Below are 13,705 nucleotides of genomic sequence, written 5' to 3' on the forward strand. Positions count from 1 at the left end.
GGCGTCCCCCCGGAAGCACTCGTGAGGAAACGATCCGCCGTCTGGTGACCGCCGCACAACAACACTTCGGCGACCGCGGATTCTTTGGTGCGCGACTGGTCGAGATCGCCGCCGACGCAGGCGTCACGCATTCGTCGATCTACCAATACTTTTCGTCCAAGGAAGACCTGTACCGGGAGGCATTCCGGAGCGCGCAGGCGCAGTTGCTGCCGGAATACCTCGCGGCAGTCCAACCGGAGTCAACGCTGCGCGGCCAGATCGGGGCGATTCTGCGCGCCTCGGCCGCCCTGCACAGTCGTCACCCGACGATCACCCCGTTCCTGGCATCGATGCCGCTCGAGGTACGCCGACACCCTGACCTGCTCGGAGTCCTCGATGATGTGGGTGCCCCGCTGATGGGCGCACTCCACGAGATGTTCGACTCGGCTCGTCAGCGCGGCGAGATCGCCGATGACGTCGGGGACCTCGATCTGCTGGTCACCTTTGTCGGGGCGGCCATGGGAATCGGCCTGCTGAGTTACGGCCTGCTGCAGGACTCGATGAGTGCTCCGGTGGACATCATGGTGCGGGTGCTGTGCGGCGACTTCTTCCGCACCCCGTCCGAGTAACTCACGCTTACGGTGACACCAGATCGGTGCGCCGCACTCCGGCCTCCCACTGCCGGGCCCATCCGGAGTCTGTGGTGCGGTCGTCGGCCGGGACGTCGATGACGATGGGTCCCGCGATCACCCCTGGCGCCCGTCGAGTGGGGAAAATTCCGTCAGGTCGGCGCCCATCTGCTCGAATGGGCACCACCCCGCGCGCCGCTCAGCCCCCGCGCAGGCCTCAGTTGAACTGAACAACCGCCTGCGCACGACCGAAGATCTTGCGATCGCCCTGCTTGCCGACGATGGCGATGGTGCCGCGCCGGGTGTCGGGGTCCAGCGACTTGATCTTGCCGGTGAAGTCGACCGCCGCACTGTCGTCGGCGGGCACATACACCGGGCTGGTGAAACGCACGTTGTACTCGCAGAATGCGGCCGGATCGCCGATGAATTCGGAGATGAAGCTCGCACCCAGGCCCATCGTCTGCATCCCGTGGGCGACGACGTCGTCCATCCCCGACGCCTTGACCAGGTGGTCGGAGAAGTGGATCGGGTTGGGATCACCGGCCACCCCGGCATAGTTGGTGAGGTTGCCGCGGGTCAGCAGGAAACGCTTCGCCGGCAGTTCCTGCCCGACGGTCAGCGTGTCGAAGTCGACGGCCGCGTACGCGCCCGGACGTTCGGTCGGATCGGGCAGCTCGTAACGGCCGGGCTCGGGTTCGACGGTCCGCGCAACCTGCGCCGGCGGCGGCACCTTCATCATCACGTGGTCCAGCGACTCGGCGAGCTGCGGATCGATCTCCATGCCCGGGCGCGCGGCCAGCGACGTGTAGGTGGTCATCACCGGCTCGTCGTGCTGATTCCAGATGACGTTCTTGGTGACCATCAGGTCGATCATCTCGGGGCTGGTGACGTGCCGGAACGAGTCCAGCGACACATCGCAGATCAGGCGGTCGCCGACCTTCATCGGACGGTGGTAGATGAGACGCTGATCGGTCTGCATGATCTGCCACAGGTCATAGCCGGTGATGACGTCCTCGAACAGCTTGCGTTGGGCGATGATGCCCAGCACCGACACGTAGGTCGGCGCAGCGACCAGGGTGTCATGCCCCATCTGCTTCGCCTCGGCCTCATCCCAGTGCACCGGGTGGGTGTCCTGCACGGCGAAGGCGTGCTTGCGGACTTCCTCGCGACCGATCTCGTAGTAATCGTCGACGGTGTAGTTGAAGCCGACCAGCGACTTGGTGTGCTCGGCGATCTCCTCGGGAGAGAGCTTGCCGCCGTCGGTGGTCAACGCCGTCATCCGTTCCTCGGTGCGCTGTGACATGGGATGTGGGCTCCTTACTCGCCGCTCCCGGTGTGGCTGAGACGATATGGACGACGATGTGGACCGACCGGGCATGGGTCACATCGGGTGGGGCCGCTGACGCGTCCACAAAGACTTGCGGGCCGCCTCATCGAGGCGGCCCGCAGTCTGTGAAAACTTATGTCGGAATCGCCGACGACGAGGTCAGCGCGATTCTTTGTGTGCCTGGTGCGTGCCGCAGTTCGGGCAGAACTTCTTGATCTCGAGGCGATCGGGATCGTTGCGACGGTTCTTCTTGGTGATGTAGTTGCGGTGCTTGCACACCTCGCAGGCCAAGGTGATCTTGGGCCGCACATCGGTTGAGGAAGCCACGGTTGTCCTTCTTTCACGGGGGTGGTGCGTTGTTGGCGCTCGCGCCCCCGTGTCCCCGGGCCGCCGCGGGCGCTGCGTGTTGTGTAGCGGTGGAGGGACTCGATCCCTCGACCTCACGATTATGAGTCGTGCGCTCTAACCAGCTGAGCTACACCGCCTTGGCGGCCTGAAAACCCGTACGGGCGTCCAAGTCCAGCGAGCCCCCTGACGGAATCGAACCGTCGACCTTTTCCTTACCATGGAAACGCTCTGCCGACTGAGCTAAGGGGGCGTACCCGTTCCGCTCCGTACCAGGTGGCCCGGGGCGGCTCGAGAGCCTTAACGAGATTACACACCGATCCGGCGGCGCACCAAATCGCCTGCGTCCAGGCAATTGGATGGCACGTCGCGGACGACGATCTTCTCGTTGTGGCAGATGCAGGATTCGAACCTGCGTAGCTTTCGCGACGGATTTACAGTCCGCTCCCATTGGCCGCTCGGGCAATCTGCCGGGTGCTGTCTCCGCGACCGTGAAGACCGCGTGAACAACGTCGTGAAGAATACAACGAACCCTCCCGGTCAGCGCAAACCAGCAGGTCAGGACCCTTTCCGTGAAGGGCTCCGCGACACCGATGCGCCGGTGTCGGGTTCGCATCGGCCCGGTCGGCACAACCGTCAGAGCCCGACGGTCGGACCCGATAGGCTGACGGGTATGGCTGATTCATCGTTTGACGTGGTGAGCAAGGTCGACCGCCAAGAGGTCGACAACGCACTCAACCAGGCCGCCAAGGAACTGTCACAGCGTTACGACTTCCGCGGCACCAACACCGGCATCGAGTGGTCCGGCGAGGAGGGCATCGTGCTGACCTCCGATGCCGAGGAGCGAGTCCAGGCAGGCCTCGAGGTGTTCAAGGAGAAGTTGATCCGACGCGACATCTCACTGAAGGCCTTCGACGCCGGCGAACCCGTCGCATCGGGCAAGCAGTACAAGATCACCGGCAAACTCGTGCAGGGCATCGACTCCGAGCACGCCAAGAAGATCTCCAAGAAGATCCGCGACGAGGGCCCCAAGGGCGTCAAGGCGCAGATCCAGGGTGAGGAACTGCGCGTCTCGTCCAAGAAGCGCGACGACCTCCAGGCCGTCATCGCACTGCTCAAGGGCGAGGATTTCGGCATCGCCCTGCAGTTCGTCAACTACCGGTAACCCCTGCCTCCGCGCGTCCTCACTTCATCAGGCCAGCGTCAGCACCGACTGCTGGTCGGACGGCGTGAGGACGCGCGCGATCTTCGCGTCGAAGGTGATCAGGCGACCGGAGTGGCGAGCCGCCAGATTGACCAGGTGCAGATCTGTGACCTGGCGAAATCCTGCGAGACCGCTCAAGTCGACGGCGGCCTGCGCGAGCGACGAGTCGTCGGGCAGAAACACAGCACGTTCATGCTCGCGAATGGAGCGCAGCGTCTCGATCGCGGCCTCGGCCTCGACCGCTCGGCCCATCACAACCTTGTTCAGTGCCATCCGGAGTAGGCCCGCCTCGGTGATCGGCGTCGTCGCAAACCTCGCTACCGACCTCAACCAGTCCTGAGCTGCGTCGTGATGAATGTGGCCGGGGTGCACGAGCGCGACCAAGACATTGACGTCGGGCAGATCGAGGTCACTCATCAAGCATCGCTTGGGCCACCATCTCATCGGTCACAACGTGTCCAGTCGCCGCCGGCAGCAGGACCAGCCCACTCTTGTCGGTCGACGCCGACCGGGTGGTGGACATGCCCGCGATGGCGAGTTCGGAGACCGCCTCACCGATGCTCTTGTTCTGCCCTTCGTTGACTCGCGCTCGGGCAGCCGCAAGTACACGCGGGTCGATATCCAATGTGGTCCTCACGCACTCAGAGTAGTGCATCACTCATCACGCATCACTAACGCGATCCCCAGCCCAAGGCCTGCACGCCCGCCTGGAAACGCAAACAGCGCGATCCGGCTCGACGACGACGGTCTGGCCGTCCCGACGGGCGCGCCGAGGAGTGACTACTTCCCCGAATGCGGTCCCCGCCGCGCCATCTCCTGCAGCCGGGCGATGCGCTCGGCGGTGGGCGGGTGCGTGGAGAACATCTTCGCCATCCGGTCGGTGGCCCGGAACGGGCTCTCGATCATCGCGTGACTCTGCGCGGCGATGTCGGGCTGCGGCGGCAGCGGCGCCGCCTGGATGCCGCCGGAGATCTTCGCCAACGCCGACGCCAACGCCAACGGGTCGCCGGTCAGTTCGGCCCCCGACTGGTCGGCCTGATACTCCCGCGACCGTGACACGGCCAGCTTCACCAGCGTCGCCGCGATCGGCCCGAGGAAGGTGATCAGCAGCAGCACAAGCGGATTCGCTCCGTTCTCGCGGTTACCGCCGAAGAACAACGCGAAGTTCGCCAGACCGCTGATGATCGCGGCCATCGCACCGGCGATCGAACTGATCAGGATGTCGCGGTTGTACACATGCGACAGTTCGTGTCCGAGCACCGCACGCAACTCACGCTCGTCGAGCAACCGCAGAATCCCGGCGGTGCAGCACACCGCGGCGTTCTTCGGATTACGGCCCGTCGCAAAGGCATTCGGTGACTCGGTCGGGCTGATGTACAGCGCGGGCATGGGTTGGCGTGCCTGCGTGGCCAATTCGCGCACGATCCGATAGAGCACCGGCGCCTCCACCTCGGTCACCGGCTGTGCGTGCATCGCCTTCAACGACATCTTGGCGCTGTTGAAGTACACGTAGGCGTTGACCGCGACGGCCAGGATCACCGACCCCCACAGCACCGTCGGATTCCGGAACGCAGCACCGATTCCGACGATGATCGCCGACATCAGACCCAGCAGGGCCGCCGTTTTCAATCCGTTGAAATGCATCAAATCCTCGTTCGTTCTGGCCACAACCGATGTGGAGTGTCCAGTCTGTCAAACGATCCAAGGGTCGGTTAGGTTTCCTCGCCGCGTCGAAGGCGGATTTCACTCGCTACACTCGAGCCCCGATGACGCGCACTCCCATCCCGGTGAACCAGGTCACCTTCGAGTTGTCCAGCTGGCCCACCCGAGGTGTCGACGACTCCCCGATCGCCGTCCTGACGCCCCACGTCGATGGCGTCAGCCTGATCGGCATCGTCGCCGATTACGAGCGCAACCTCGGGAACGAGTTCGCCGGCGACTATGCCGGCTTGATCCCGCGACACTTCAACTACGGCGACATGGCCGAGTATCTTCTCGGCCGGACACCAGGCCAGTGGCCCGAACCCCACGTTGCCGCATTGCTCGGGTGCTCGTGCGGGGAGGTTGGGTGCGGCCCCCTGTTCGCCCGGGTCACCATGTCGGAGACCGCCGTGTCCTGGTCTTTCTCTGGTCAACGCCGCGACATCGATCACTCAAGGTTCGGGCCGTTCCTCTTCGACGCCACGCAGTACGAGGAGGCGGCCTACGCGGTGCGCGACCGCCTCGCGGCCTGGCCACCTGCCTACGACGAGATGCCCTGACGCGGTTGATCGATCGTGGCCATCGCGGCCCGCGTCAGATCGGTATCCACCCCGGCCACCACCCCGGCACGTTGTCCGGTGGGCAGATCGGCGCCGGGTAGTCGCCGCCCGGATTGTGTCGCCAGGCGACGTACACCCAGGCGACAGCGATACCGAGACCACACGCCACCGCCAGCGCGCCTGCCACGTTCCGCCGCGACACCAGCGCATACGACGGCAGCATGGCGAAGCCCAGCACGATCAGCAGGAACGGCAGATCGAAGAACAGCAGCCCACCGCTGTTGGCCGTGGCGTTGACCCCGACATCACACGCCGACCACATCGCCGCCAGCAGGTAGACGACGCCCACCGCGACCGCGGGACCGGCCACCGCGACGACCGCCCAACCCCCGATCACCCACCGCAGGCGGGGACGACCCTTCTCAGCCGGTGCGTTCAATCGTGTAGTCCACCAGGGAGCTCAACGCCCGATGCGCCGGCCCGGTCGGCAGTTGCGCCAGTTCGGCATTCGCCTCGTCGGCGTAGGCGCGCAGCTTGTCCTTGGCCGCCACCATCCCACCAGATGCGTTGAGCAGATCCAGTGCCTCGGCCACCTCGGCGTCGTCGGTCAGCGGCCGGGCCGCACCGTCGACGAGGAGCAGTTCCCGCAATCGATCCGAGGCCGCGTCGTCGCCCTGCAGGGCATACAGCACCGGCAGGGTGTGCACCCCCTCACGCAGGTCGGTGCCCGGGGTCTTACCGGAATCTGTTGTGACAGAGCTGATGTCGATGATGTCGTCGGACACCTGGAACGCCGTTCCGATGATGTCACCGATCCGGGAGAGGCGTTCGATGTCCTCGGACGTCGCGTCCGCGGCCATCGCGCCGAACCGTGCGGCGGCCGCGATCAGCGACCCGGTCTTCTCCCACACCACCTTCAGGTAGTGATCGATCGGGTCCACGCCCTCGCCGGCGCCGACGGTCTCGCGCATCTGACCGGTGACCAGTTCGGCGAAGGTCTCGGCGATGATCCGCACCGCGTCCGGACCCAGCGTCGACACCAGCCGCGACGCCCGCGCGAACAGGAAATCGCCGGAGAGGATCGCGATGCTGTTGGTCCAGCGGGCATTGGCGCTCTGCGCGCCGCGACGCATCGGCGCCTCGTCCATCACATCGTCGTGATAGAGCGTCGCCAGGTGGATCATCTCGACGACGGTGGCCGAGGTGATCACCTCGTCGGCGTCCGGACGCGCCCCGAACTGCGCGGCGAGGATCGCGAACATCGGCCGGAAGCGTTTGCCGCCGGCCCGCGCGAGGTGCGTCGCCGCCTCGGTCATCACATCATCGCCGGAGGCCAACTCGGACAGCAGCAGGTCCTCGACCCGCGCCAGCGACGACCGCACGGTCTCGGCGAACTCGTCGGACCCCAGGTCTACGCCGGTGAATGTCGACTTCACGTGCTGCGCCACTCCATCTCGAGAAGGTGCCGGGACGGCCCGCATCCACCGCGCAGGCCGCACTGTCTGCCGCCAGCCTATCCGTAGGCACCGACGACGCCCGACACACGTCACCGCGGCGCGCGCCGACATACTGGTCGGGTGAGCACCGCGCAGCCGCCGACCGACCGCCCCGACACCGCCGACGTGCTCGTCGTCGGCGCCGGACCGGCAGGCGCGGCCGCGGCCGCGCACGCCGCGGCGGCCGGTTTCGACGTGGTGCTCGCCGACGCGGCGGTGTTCCCGCGCGACAAGACCTGCGGCGACGGCCTCACCCCACGCGCGGTCGCCGAGATGGCCACCCTCGGTCTCGACGGGCTGCTCGCCGACCGCCCCCGCCTGAACGGCCTGGAACTGCACGGTTGGGGTCGCGCCGTGTACGTGCCGTGGCCGTCCGGGCGCTTCCCCGGCTATGGCAGCGCGGTGGCACGACTCGAACTCGACGACGCGATCCGCGAGCTCGCCGTGGCCCGTGGCGCGCGGATGGTCTCCGGCGCCAAGGCCGTCGCCGTGGAGATGGACGGCGATCGCCTCGGTGCGGTCGCCTTCGTCACCGCCGACGGCCCGCACACCATCCGGGCGCGGGAGGTGATCGTCGCCGACGGCGTGCGTTCCGGCCTCGGCAAGCTGCTCGGCCGGCAGTGGCATCGCGACACCGCCTACGGCGTCGCCGCCCGCGCGTACATCCCATCGAGGCGCGCCGCAGCCACGCTGATGGGTTCGCATCTGGAGTTGCGCGGACCCGACGACGCCCTGCTTCCCGGCTACGGCTGGGTGTTCCCGCTCGGCACGGCCGACTCCGGACCGATGTCCGCGGTCTCCCGCCCCGAGGGTCACGGTCTGCTCAACATCGGCGTCGGAGCGTTGGCAACGTCAAAACGCCCGGCGCACATGGCACTTCGACCGGTCCTCGAGCATTACGCCCGGATGGTCGGCGACGAATGGCAGATCGCCGGCGACCCCGTCCGAATCGCCTCGGCGCTGTTGCCGATGGGTGGTGCGGTCAGTGGGGTGGCGGGCCGCAACTGGATGCTCATCGGTGACGCCGCGGCGTGTGTGAATCCACTTAACGGCGAGGGCATCGATTACGGCCTGGAGACCGCGCGCTTGGCCGTCGCCCGACTCGGCGCGGGTGATCACACCGACGCCTGGCGCGCGACCCTCGTCGAGCATTACGGGCTCGCGTTCTCCGCCGCCCGACGCCTCGCCGGCCTGCTCACGATGCCGCAGACCGTGCCCATTCTCGGGCGCCCCGGCATCCGCTCACAGCGACTGATGTCGCTGGTCGTGCGGGTGATGGGCAATCTGATCACGCCCGAGGACACCGATCTCGTCGCCCGCGCCTGGCGGTCGGCGGGACGCGTGTCCACGAAGCTCGACGACGTGCCGCCGTTCGCCTGACCGCCTCCGCATCACTCGGCCCCGCGTCACTCGGCCCCGCATCACTCGGCCCGCATCACTCGGCCCGCTCACTCGGCCCCGCTCACTCGACTCTGCCCGCCCTACGGACATGTAGGGCCCGTCGACCCAAGCGTGAAGACACATATTTGATAATGTGTTTCAAACACGTCAGCCGAGGCCATCGAGGGAGTATCGTGCCGACCGCATCATCCGTCGCATCCACGATCGCGGGTCGCATCAGCGACCGCCGCGCCGAGCGTTACCGTCTGCGCAACGACCTCGCGGCCACCGATCCCGTCGGCGAACCCGAGGCCTACGCCCGCGCACTGGGCACCCTGGAGTATCCGTGGGGCATCACCATGGCGCTGAGCTTCGCCCTCTTCCGCACTTACGCGGTCCCCTCCATCGGCGACCTGCTGTGCGACACAGGAGAATTCACCGACCGCACCCAGAAGCGCTATGACGATACGGTGCTACTGCTCGACACCCCCGTCGAGTTCGGATTCGCAGACCCCAAGGGCCGCTCCGCGATTCGCCGCATCAACCAGATGCACAGCATGTACGACATCTCCAACGACGACATGCTCTACGTCCTGGCCACCTTCGTCGTCTGCCCGGTCCGCTGGGTCGCCGACTACGAGTGGCGACCGTTGCGCCGCAACGAGATCGACGGCCTCACCGAGTACTACCGCAAACTCGGCAACCACATGGCCATCAAGAACATCCCGGCCACCTACGAGGAGTTCGAGAAGTTCCTCGACGACTACGAACTCGCCCACTTCGCCTACTCCGCCGACTCCCGCAGGGTCGCCGACTCCACCCTCGACCTGCTCGCGACCTTCATGCCGTTCCGCCTGCTCCCGGCGTGGTTGGTGCGCCGCCTCTCCTTCGCCCTGATGGACGACCGTTTGCTCGAGGCCTTCCACTACCCCAAGCCGACCGCCGTCGAACGCGTCCTCGCCCGCTACGGCCTCAAGGCCCGAGGCCTGGCCATCCGGTTCGTCGCCACGCCCCGCACCACCCCGCAGTACGGCCGCGACATGCAGCAGATCCGTTGCTATCCCAAGGGATACGACGTCGATCAGCTCGGCACCTTCTCCCCCGGCTGCCCCGTCCGTCACGCCGGCTGAGCAAGTATTTTGTGAGAACGTGGGTCCTGTTGGACGTCGTGGGTGGTACAGCATCCACGTCCTCCAACAAGGCCCACCTTTGCACGGCCACCACACGACGAACCCCGTCCATCCACAACTGGTGCGGTTACCCCGCCCGATCTGCGAACTTCTGCTTAGAATGCGTGGACGCCGTGGATCTGGCCGCCACCGGAGTGGCCAGAAGGGGGAGATCATGACGGACTTCTTCGTATTGCCAGGCACGCGGGTGCCCCTCGAGGGCTCCGACATGCCCAGCTATCAACCCGACGACGGCCCGATCGGGCTCGGCTCCTCGGCCGGCGATGGCCTCGGCGGCGGTGGCGTCGTACAAGTCGTCGACGCCGAGTGGGGCCGCCGCGCTGCCGTCGCCAGGGGGTTGGCGGGGGAGTTGGCTGGGGTGGCAGAACAGCTGGGCGCAGTCGGCAAGGAAAACAGCTTTGGGATTGGCGCAAAGGAAGGCGAGAAGTTCTATGAGGAAGTACTCGAGTTCATTGCGAAACTACGCGGGGAGCTAACCACACAAACGCAGAGACTCGATGACCTCGCCAGCCAGTGTGATTCAGCCAACGCATCGCTGCATACGGCCGACGTTAGCGGCGCTGATGGCATCACCATCTAGCCACCTACTCACAAGATTCGGACTCCGAACTTTAGTATTGTGTGGCGCGCTCGCACTCGTCTCCGGGTGCGGAGACCCGACCGAACTATCGGAGTCCTCCGCAGTACCGACGATGGTGACCACCGAGTTGATACGGCAGACCGATGATGTCGGAAATGAACTGCCGTTCCGAACGTCATACCCCAATCGCTGGAACAATCTGAATGATGGCTCGAGCTACGAACCTTGCACTGCACTAACTAGCCAGCAACTCGCATCTCTGGAACTGATTGCCGAGTCAGCAGCCGATATCGCCTTAGCCGACCGTCAGACCGCACGAGGCTGCAAGTGGGAATTCTCTGATCTTCGCCTAGCCCACATAAGTCAGATAGTCGGCAACGGACCCGACCTACCGACTTACAAATCCAAACAGGCGAGCACCGTGCAATGGCAACCAGACTCCGAAATCGCAGGCAGATCCGTTGCAATCGGTACGGAGCCGAGTTCCAACTCCTGCACCGCTTACGTCCGTTCCGGCACCGCAATTGTTGCAACAGGGGCCGCAATCCCCATCAACCCACCCCCCACCCCCGAAATCTGCGCCAAGGCACTGGCTTTCACGCGTGCAACGATCGACAAGATGCCACCCTGACCCCGACACCAGCCCCCACCCCCGACCAAACCTGGGTCCAATCCGAGAATCTGTGTGCTGTAGCACCCAGATTCTCCGACACCACCCAACTTTGGTGACCCCTACACCCGAATCCCCGAATGAATGGCCGCGATCCCGCCGGTCATGTTCTGCCAGCGGACGTTGGTGAAGCCGGCGTCGCGGATCAGGTCACCGAGGCCGAACTGGTCGGGCCAGGCCCGAATCGATTCTGCGAGATACACATACGCGGCCGGGTTGCTCGACACCTTGGTCGCCACGGCGGGCAGCGCCTTCATCAGATACTCCATGTACACGGTCCGGAACGGCCGGAACGTCGGCGTCGAGAACTCGCAGATCACCAGGCGCCCACCAGGTTTCAACACGCGACTCAGTTCACCCAGCGCGGTCGGCACATCGTGTACGTTGCGCAACCCGAAGGAGATCGTCGCCGCGTCGAACGACTCGTCGGCGAACGGCAACCGCATCGCGTCGGCGGCCACCTTCGGTACATCCCGGTCGGCTCCCGCCTTGAGCATGCCGAGCGAAAAGTCCGCGGCCACACACTTCGCACCCGACGTCGCCAACTCGACCGTCGACACCGCGGTACCGGCCGCGAGGTCGAGCACCACGTCGTCGGGCGTCAACGCCAACGCCTTGCGGGTCGCCTTGCGCCAGCGTCGATCCTGCGCAAACGACAGCACGGTGTTGGTGATGTCGTAGCGTTTCGCGACGCCGTCGAACATCGCCGCGACCTCGGACGGATCCTTGTCCAGACTCGCACGATCGGTGGTAGCCATGGCGACCACGCTACCCGGCCAGCCGCTGCCCCTCCGACGCGATCCCACCACGCCCATCGCGCTCGGCGATCACCGCGCGATAATGCCCCACCAACTCCTCGCACAGCGCCGGCCAGGTCCGCGCCCGCACCGCCGACAACCCGGCCCGCCCCATCGCCGCCCGCTGCACCGGATCACGCAACGCCTCGACCGCCTCGCCGACCCGATCGGCATACGTCCGCGGATCCAGCAGAAATCCCGTCGACATCGGCGTCACCAGATCCCGCGGCCCACCGGCATCCGGCCCGATCACCGGCAACCCGCTGGCCATCGCCTCCTGAATGGCCTGGCAGAACGTCTCATGCTCGCCGGGATGGGCGAACACATCGAGCGAGGCATACGCCCGCGCCAACTCCTCGCCACGAAGCTCGCCGGTGAACACCGCATTCGGGCACATCCGCGACAACCGTGCCCGCTCCGGCCCGTCGCCCACGATCACCAACCGGATCGAGTCGTCATCGTCGAGCCCGGCCAACCGCTCCACATGCTTCTCCGGCGCCAACCGTCCGACAAAGCCGACCACCAGCCGACCATCCACATCCCACGACGCCCGCAGCCCCTCATCGCGGCGCGACGCCGAGAACTGCGCCGTATCAACCCCTCGCGCCCAGCGATGCAACCTCGGAATACCATGTGCAGCAAGGTCATCCATTGTCGACGTCGACGGCGCCAGGGTCCGGTCACACGCCATGTGAACCCGCTTGGTGTAACGCCACGCCGCCTTGCCCGCCATCTGCATCCGATACGCCTTAGCGAACCCCGCGACGTCGGTCTGAAACACTGCCACCGACGGCACCTGCAACCACTTCGCGGCAGCGGCACCCGCCCCGCCCACCACGAACGGCGACGCCAGGTGCACCACATCCGGCGCCACGTCGCGCAACGTCCGGTACAACGCCGGGGTCGGCACCCCGACCGGCAACGACGTCACACCGGGGAAATTCATCGACGGCACCGTGTGCACCGGCGTCCGACGACCCACCAAGCGTGGCGCCCGCCGCCCCTCACGTTCCGAATCCGGAGCGATGACGACCGCGCAATGGCCGGTCCGCTCCAGATGGTCGACCACCCGCAGCACCGAGTTGACCACCCCGTTGACCTGCGGGAGAAAACTCTCCGTCACAATCGCAACGCGCATGGCGTCATCGTCACCGTCGCCGATGACCCGCGAGAAGGCGCGACGTGACGTTCACGCGAACTCCCCGCAAAATCTCCGACCGCGGCCGAAAGCGATCCTTAGATCGACATCCTCACGCCTGCACCGAAACCCGCTCGCCGGACGGACCGGAACCATCCGATCCCGCATTACCCGACCCGTCATCATCCGACGCAACCTCGTCCGGCCCGGCATCGCCACGCTCGGCATTGCTCTCGGCCCCACCACGTCGACGCCGCCATTGCCGGTTCACCTCGGCGATCAGCAACATCAATCCGATGACGATGAGCCACGCCACCGCCGCCACCGACGCGGCCGGGATGATTGATAACGCCGCCGTCCGCCCGGCCGGTTTCGCCAGGTCAGGATTGGTGGTGTCGTATTCGACGCTGATCCGCTGCCCGGTACCGAGTTCGGTCGGATACAGCAGGCCCAGCCGCGGACTGTAGATCTGCCCGTCCGGGGTCTGGAAATACGCCACCGCATGCAGCCGGTTCGCCGACACGATGTCGGCCATCACGGTGCCCTTGTTGCGGTCGATGGCGGCGTCATTGCGGTAGGCGGCCACCACGATCGCCCCGGCCATCACCGTCACGATCAACCCGAGCACCAGCAGCGTCTTCTGCACGCGCCGCAGGATCGTCGGATTCATGACAGACAGGATACGTCGCCACCCCACCGACCCCGCGCC

At 66.0% G+C, this 13,705-nt stretch carries 17 protein-coding genes and 3 tRNA genes; 7 read left to right on the forward strand and 13 right to left on the reverse strand.

Annotated elements, in window-relative coordinates; genetic code table 11:
- Positions 1 to 44 precede the first annotated feature (44 nt).
- On the forward strand, positions 45 to 608 hold the full coding sequence (locus ACWDPV_RS01270; RefSeq protein ID WP_449741442.1) for a TetR/AcrR family transcriptional regulator: 564 nt from the start codon (positions 45 to 47) through the stop codon (positions 606 to 608).
- A 217-nt stretch (positions 609 to 825) separates the two neighbouring features.
- Here the strand turns inward: ACWDPV_RS01270 and ACWDPV_RS01275 are convergent, their stop codons facing one another.
- From ACWDPV_RS01275 to ACWDPV_RS01295, 5 genes are all read right to left on the reverse strand, one after another.
- A complete protein-coding gene (locus ACWDPV_RS01275; protein WP_449741443.1) occupies positions 826 to 1,911 on the reverse strand; it encodes a fused (3R)-hydroxyacyl-ACP dehydratase subunits HadA/HadB in 1,086 nt (361 codons plus the stop codon).
- Positions 1,912 to 2,094: 183 nt separating this feature from the next.
- Positions 2,095 to 2,262 carry a 50S ribosomal protein L33 gene (rpmG, locus tag ACWDPV_RS01280; RefSeq protein WP_005188102.1) on the reverse strand — a complete coding sequence of 56 codons (168 nt, stop codon included), beginning with the start codon at positions 2,260 to 2,262 and terminating at the stop codon, positions 2,095 to 2,097.
- 84 nt (positions 2,263 to 2,346) lie between these two features.
- A tRNA-Met gene (locus tag ACWDPV_RS01285) sits at positions 2,347 to 2,420 on the reverse strand.
- Positions 2,421 to 2,460: 40 nt separating this feature from the next.
- Positions 2,461 to 2,533 (reverse strand) — tRNA-Thr (locus ACWDPV_RS01290).
- Between the two features lie 138 nt (positions 2,534 to 2,671).
- Positions 2,672 to 2,752: transfer RNA gene (locus ACWDPV_RS01295), tRNA-Tyr, on the reverse strand.
- 201 nt (positions 2,753 to 2,953) lie between these two features.
- Between ACWDPV_RS01295 and ACWDPV_RS01300 the strand changes: the two genes are divergently transcribed.
- Positions 2,954 to 3,445, forward strand: a complete 492-nt coding sequence (locus ACWDPV_RS01300) for a YajQ family cyclic di-GMP-binding protein (RefSeq protein ID WP_348804957.1) — start codon at positions 2,954 to 2,956, stop codon at positions 3,443 to 3,445.
- 27 nt (positions 3,446 to 3,472) lie between these two features.
- Here the strand turns inward: ACWDPV_RS01300 and ACWDPV_RS01305 are convergent, their stop codons facing one another.
- The 3 genes from ACWDPV_RS01305 to htpX form a co-directional block, all read right to left on the reverse strand.
- Entirely contained in the window at positions 3,473 to 3,901 is a 429-nt protein-coding gene (locus ACWDPV_RS01305; protein WP_449741444.1) for a TA system VapC family ribonuclease toxin, read from the reverse strand.
- Positions 3,894 to 4,121, reverse strand: coding sequence for a hypothetical protein (locus ACWDPV_RS01310; RefSeq protein WP_449741445.1), 228 nt, complete (start codon positions 4,119 to 4,121; stop codon positions 3,894 to 3,896). The genes ACWDPV_RS01305 and ACWDPV_RS01310 overlap by 8 nt, the downstream gene beginning before the upstream one ends.
- Before the next feature lie 143 nt (positions 4,122 to 4,264).
- Positions 4,265 to 5,128: a zinc metalloprotease HtpX gene (gene htpX, locus ACWDPV_RS01315; RefSeq protein WP_449741446.1), complete on the reverse strand. Its 864-nt coding sequence runs from the start codon at positions 5,126 to 5,128 to the stop codon at positions 4,265 to 4,267.
- Positions 5,129 to 5,250: 122 nt separating this feature from the next.
- Here htpX and ACWDPV_RS01320 point away from each other — a divergent pair, with 122 nt between their 5' ends.
- Entirely contained in the window at positions 5,251 to 5,745 is a 495-nt protein-coding gene (locus ACWDPV_RS01320) for a hypothetical protein (protein WP_449741447.1), read from the forward strand.
- 34 nt (positions 5,746 to 5,779) lie between these two features.
- On the opposite strand, the gene ACWDPV_RS01325 is transcribed toward ACWDPV_RS01320, so the two are convergent.
- Both ACWDPV_RS01325 and ACWDPV_RS01330 read right to left on the reverse strand, forming a co-directional pair.
- Entirely contained in the window at positions 5,780 to 6,184 is a 405-nt protein-coding gene (locus ACWDPV_RS01325) for a hypothetical protein (RefSeq protein WP_449741448.1), read from the reverse strand.
- Positions 6,168 to 7,181, reverse strand: a complete 1,014-nt coding sequence (locus ACWDPV_RS01330; RefSeq protein ID WP_348804963.1) for a polyprenyl synthetase family protein — start codon at positions 7,179 to 7,181, stop codon at positions 6,168 to 6,170. Before ACWDPV_RS01330 ends, ACWDPV_RS01325 begins: the two co-directional genes overlap by 17 nt.
- Positions 7,182 to 7,322: 141 nt before the next feature.
- Between ACWDPV_RS01330 and ACWDPV_RS01335 the strand changes: the two genes are divergently transcribed.
- The 4 genes from ACWDPV_RS01335 (at position 7,323) to ACWDPV_RS01350 (ending at position 11,022) form a co-directional block, all read left to right on the forward strand.
- The gene (locus ACWDPV_RS01335) at positions 7,323 to 8,621 is read left to right on the forward strand and encodes an FAD-dependent monooxygenase (RefSeq protein WP_449741449.1); all 1,299 of its coding nucleotides are present in this window, start codon (positions 7,323 to 7,325) and stop codon (positions 8,619 to 8,621) included.
- 194 nt (positions 8,622 to 8,815) lie between these two features.
- Positions 8,816 to 9,751: an oxygenase MpaB family protein gene (locus ACWDPV_RS01340; RefSeq protein WP_449741450.1), complete on the forward strand. Its 936-nt coding sequence runs from the start codon at positions 8,816 to 8,818 to the stop codon at positions 9,749 to 9,751.
- A 214-nt stretch (positions 9,752 to 9,965) separates the two neighbouring features.
- Positions 9,966 to 10,391 (forward strand): hypothetical protein, encoded by a 426-nt coding sequence (locus tag ACWDPV_RS01345; RefSeq protein ID WP_449741451.1) that lies wholly within the window; start codon positions 9,966 to 9,968, stop codon positions 10,389 to 10,391.
- The gene (locus ACWDPV_RS01350) at positions 10,375 to 11,022 is read left to right on the forward strand and encodes a DUF3558 family protein (RefSeq protein ID WP_449741452.1); all 648 of its coding nucleotides are present in this window, start codon (positions 10,375 to 10,377) and stop codon (positions 11,020 to 11,022) included. Before ACWDPV_RS01345 ends, ACWDPV_RS01350 begins: the two co-directional genes overlap by 17 nt.
- A 101-nt stretch (positions 11,023 to 11,123) precedes the next feature.
- On the opposite strand, the gene ACWDPV_RS01355 is transcribed toward ACWDPV_RS01350, so the two are convergent.
- From ACWDPV_RS01355 to ACWDPV_RS01365, 3 genes are all read right to left on the reverse strand, one after another.
- Positions 11,124 to 11,819 carry a demethylmenaquinone methyltransferase gene (locus tag ACWDPV_RS01355; protein ID WP_449741453.1) on the reverse strand — a complete coding sequence of 232 codons (696 nt, stop codon included), beginning with the start codon at positions 11,817 to 11,819 and terminating at the stop codon, positions 11,124 to 11,126.
- 10 nt (positions 11,820 to 11,829) lie between these two features.
- Complete coding sequence (locus tag ACWDPV_RS01360; protein WP_449741454.1) at positions 11,830 to 12,996, reverse strand: glycosyltransferase family 4 protein; 1,167 nt, start codon at positions 12,994 to 12,996, stop codon at positions 11,830 to 11,832.
- Between the two features lie 112 nt (positions 12,997 to 13,108).
- Positions 13,109 to 13,666, reverse strand: a complete 558-nt coding sequence (locus tag ACWDPV_RS01365) for a hypothetical protein (protein WP_449741455.1) — start codon at positions 13,664 to 13,666, stop codon at positions 13,109 to 13,111.
- Between the last annotated feature and the right edge of the window lie 39 nt (positions 13,667 to 13,705).

It is taken from the genome of Gordonia sp. NPDC003504 (genome assembly GCF_053587995.1).

Excerpts from the sequence above, each read along its gene's own strand:
- ACWDPV_RS01275 (WP_449741443.1), bottom strand. The coding sequence starts at position 1,911 with ATGTCACAGCGCACCGAGGAACGGATGACGGCGTTGACCACCGACGGC.
- ACWDPV_RS01300 (WP_348804957.1), top strand. The coding sequence starts at position 2,954 with ATGGCTGATTCATCGTTTGACGTGGTGAGCAAGGTCGACCGCCAAGAG.
- ACWDPV_RS01305 (WP_449741444.1), bottom strand. The coding sequence starts at position 3,901 with ATGAGTGACCTCGATCTGCCCGACGTCAATGTCTTGGTCGCGCTCGTG.
- htpX (WP_449741446.1), bottom strand. The coding sequence starts at position 5,128 with ATGCATTTCAACGGATTGAAAACGGCGGCCCTGCTGGGTCTGATGTCG.
- ACWDPV_RS01320 (WP_449741447.1), top strand. The coding sequence starts at position 5,251 with ATGACGCGCACTCCCATCCCGGTGAACCAGGTCACCTTCGAGTTGTCC.
- ACWDPV_RS01345 (WP_449741451.1), top strand. The coding sequence starts at position 9,966 with ATGACGGACTTCTTCGTATTGCCAGGCACGCGGGTGCCCCTCGAGGGC.
- ACWDPV_RS01350 (WP_449741452.1), top strand. The coding sequence starts at position 10,375 with ATGGCATCACCATCTAGCCACCTACTCACAAGATTCGGACTCCGAACT.
- ACWDPV_RS01355 (WP_449741453.1), bottom strand. The coding sequence starts at position 11,819 with ATGGCTACCACCGATCGTGCGAGTCTGGACAAGGATCCGTCCGAGGTC.
- ACWDPV_RS01360 (WP_449741454.1), bottom strand. The coding sequence starts at position 12,996 with ATGCGCGTTGCGATTGTGACGGAGAGTTTTCTCCCGCAGGTCAACGGG.
- ACWDPV_RS01365 (WP_449741455.1), bottom strand. The coding sequence starts at position 13,666 with ATGAATCCGACGATCCTGCGGCGCGTGCAGAAGACGCTGCTGGTGCTC.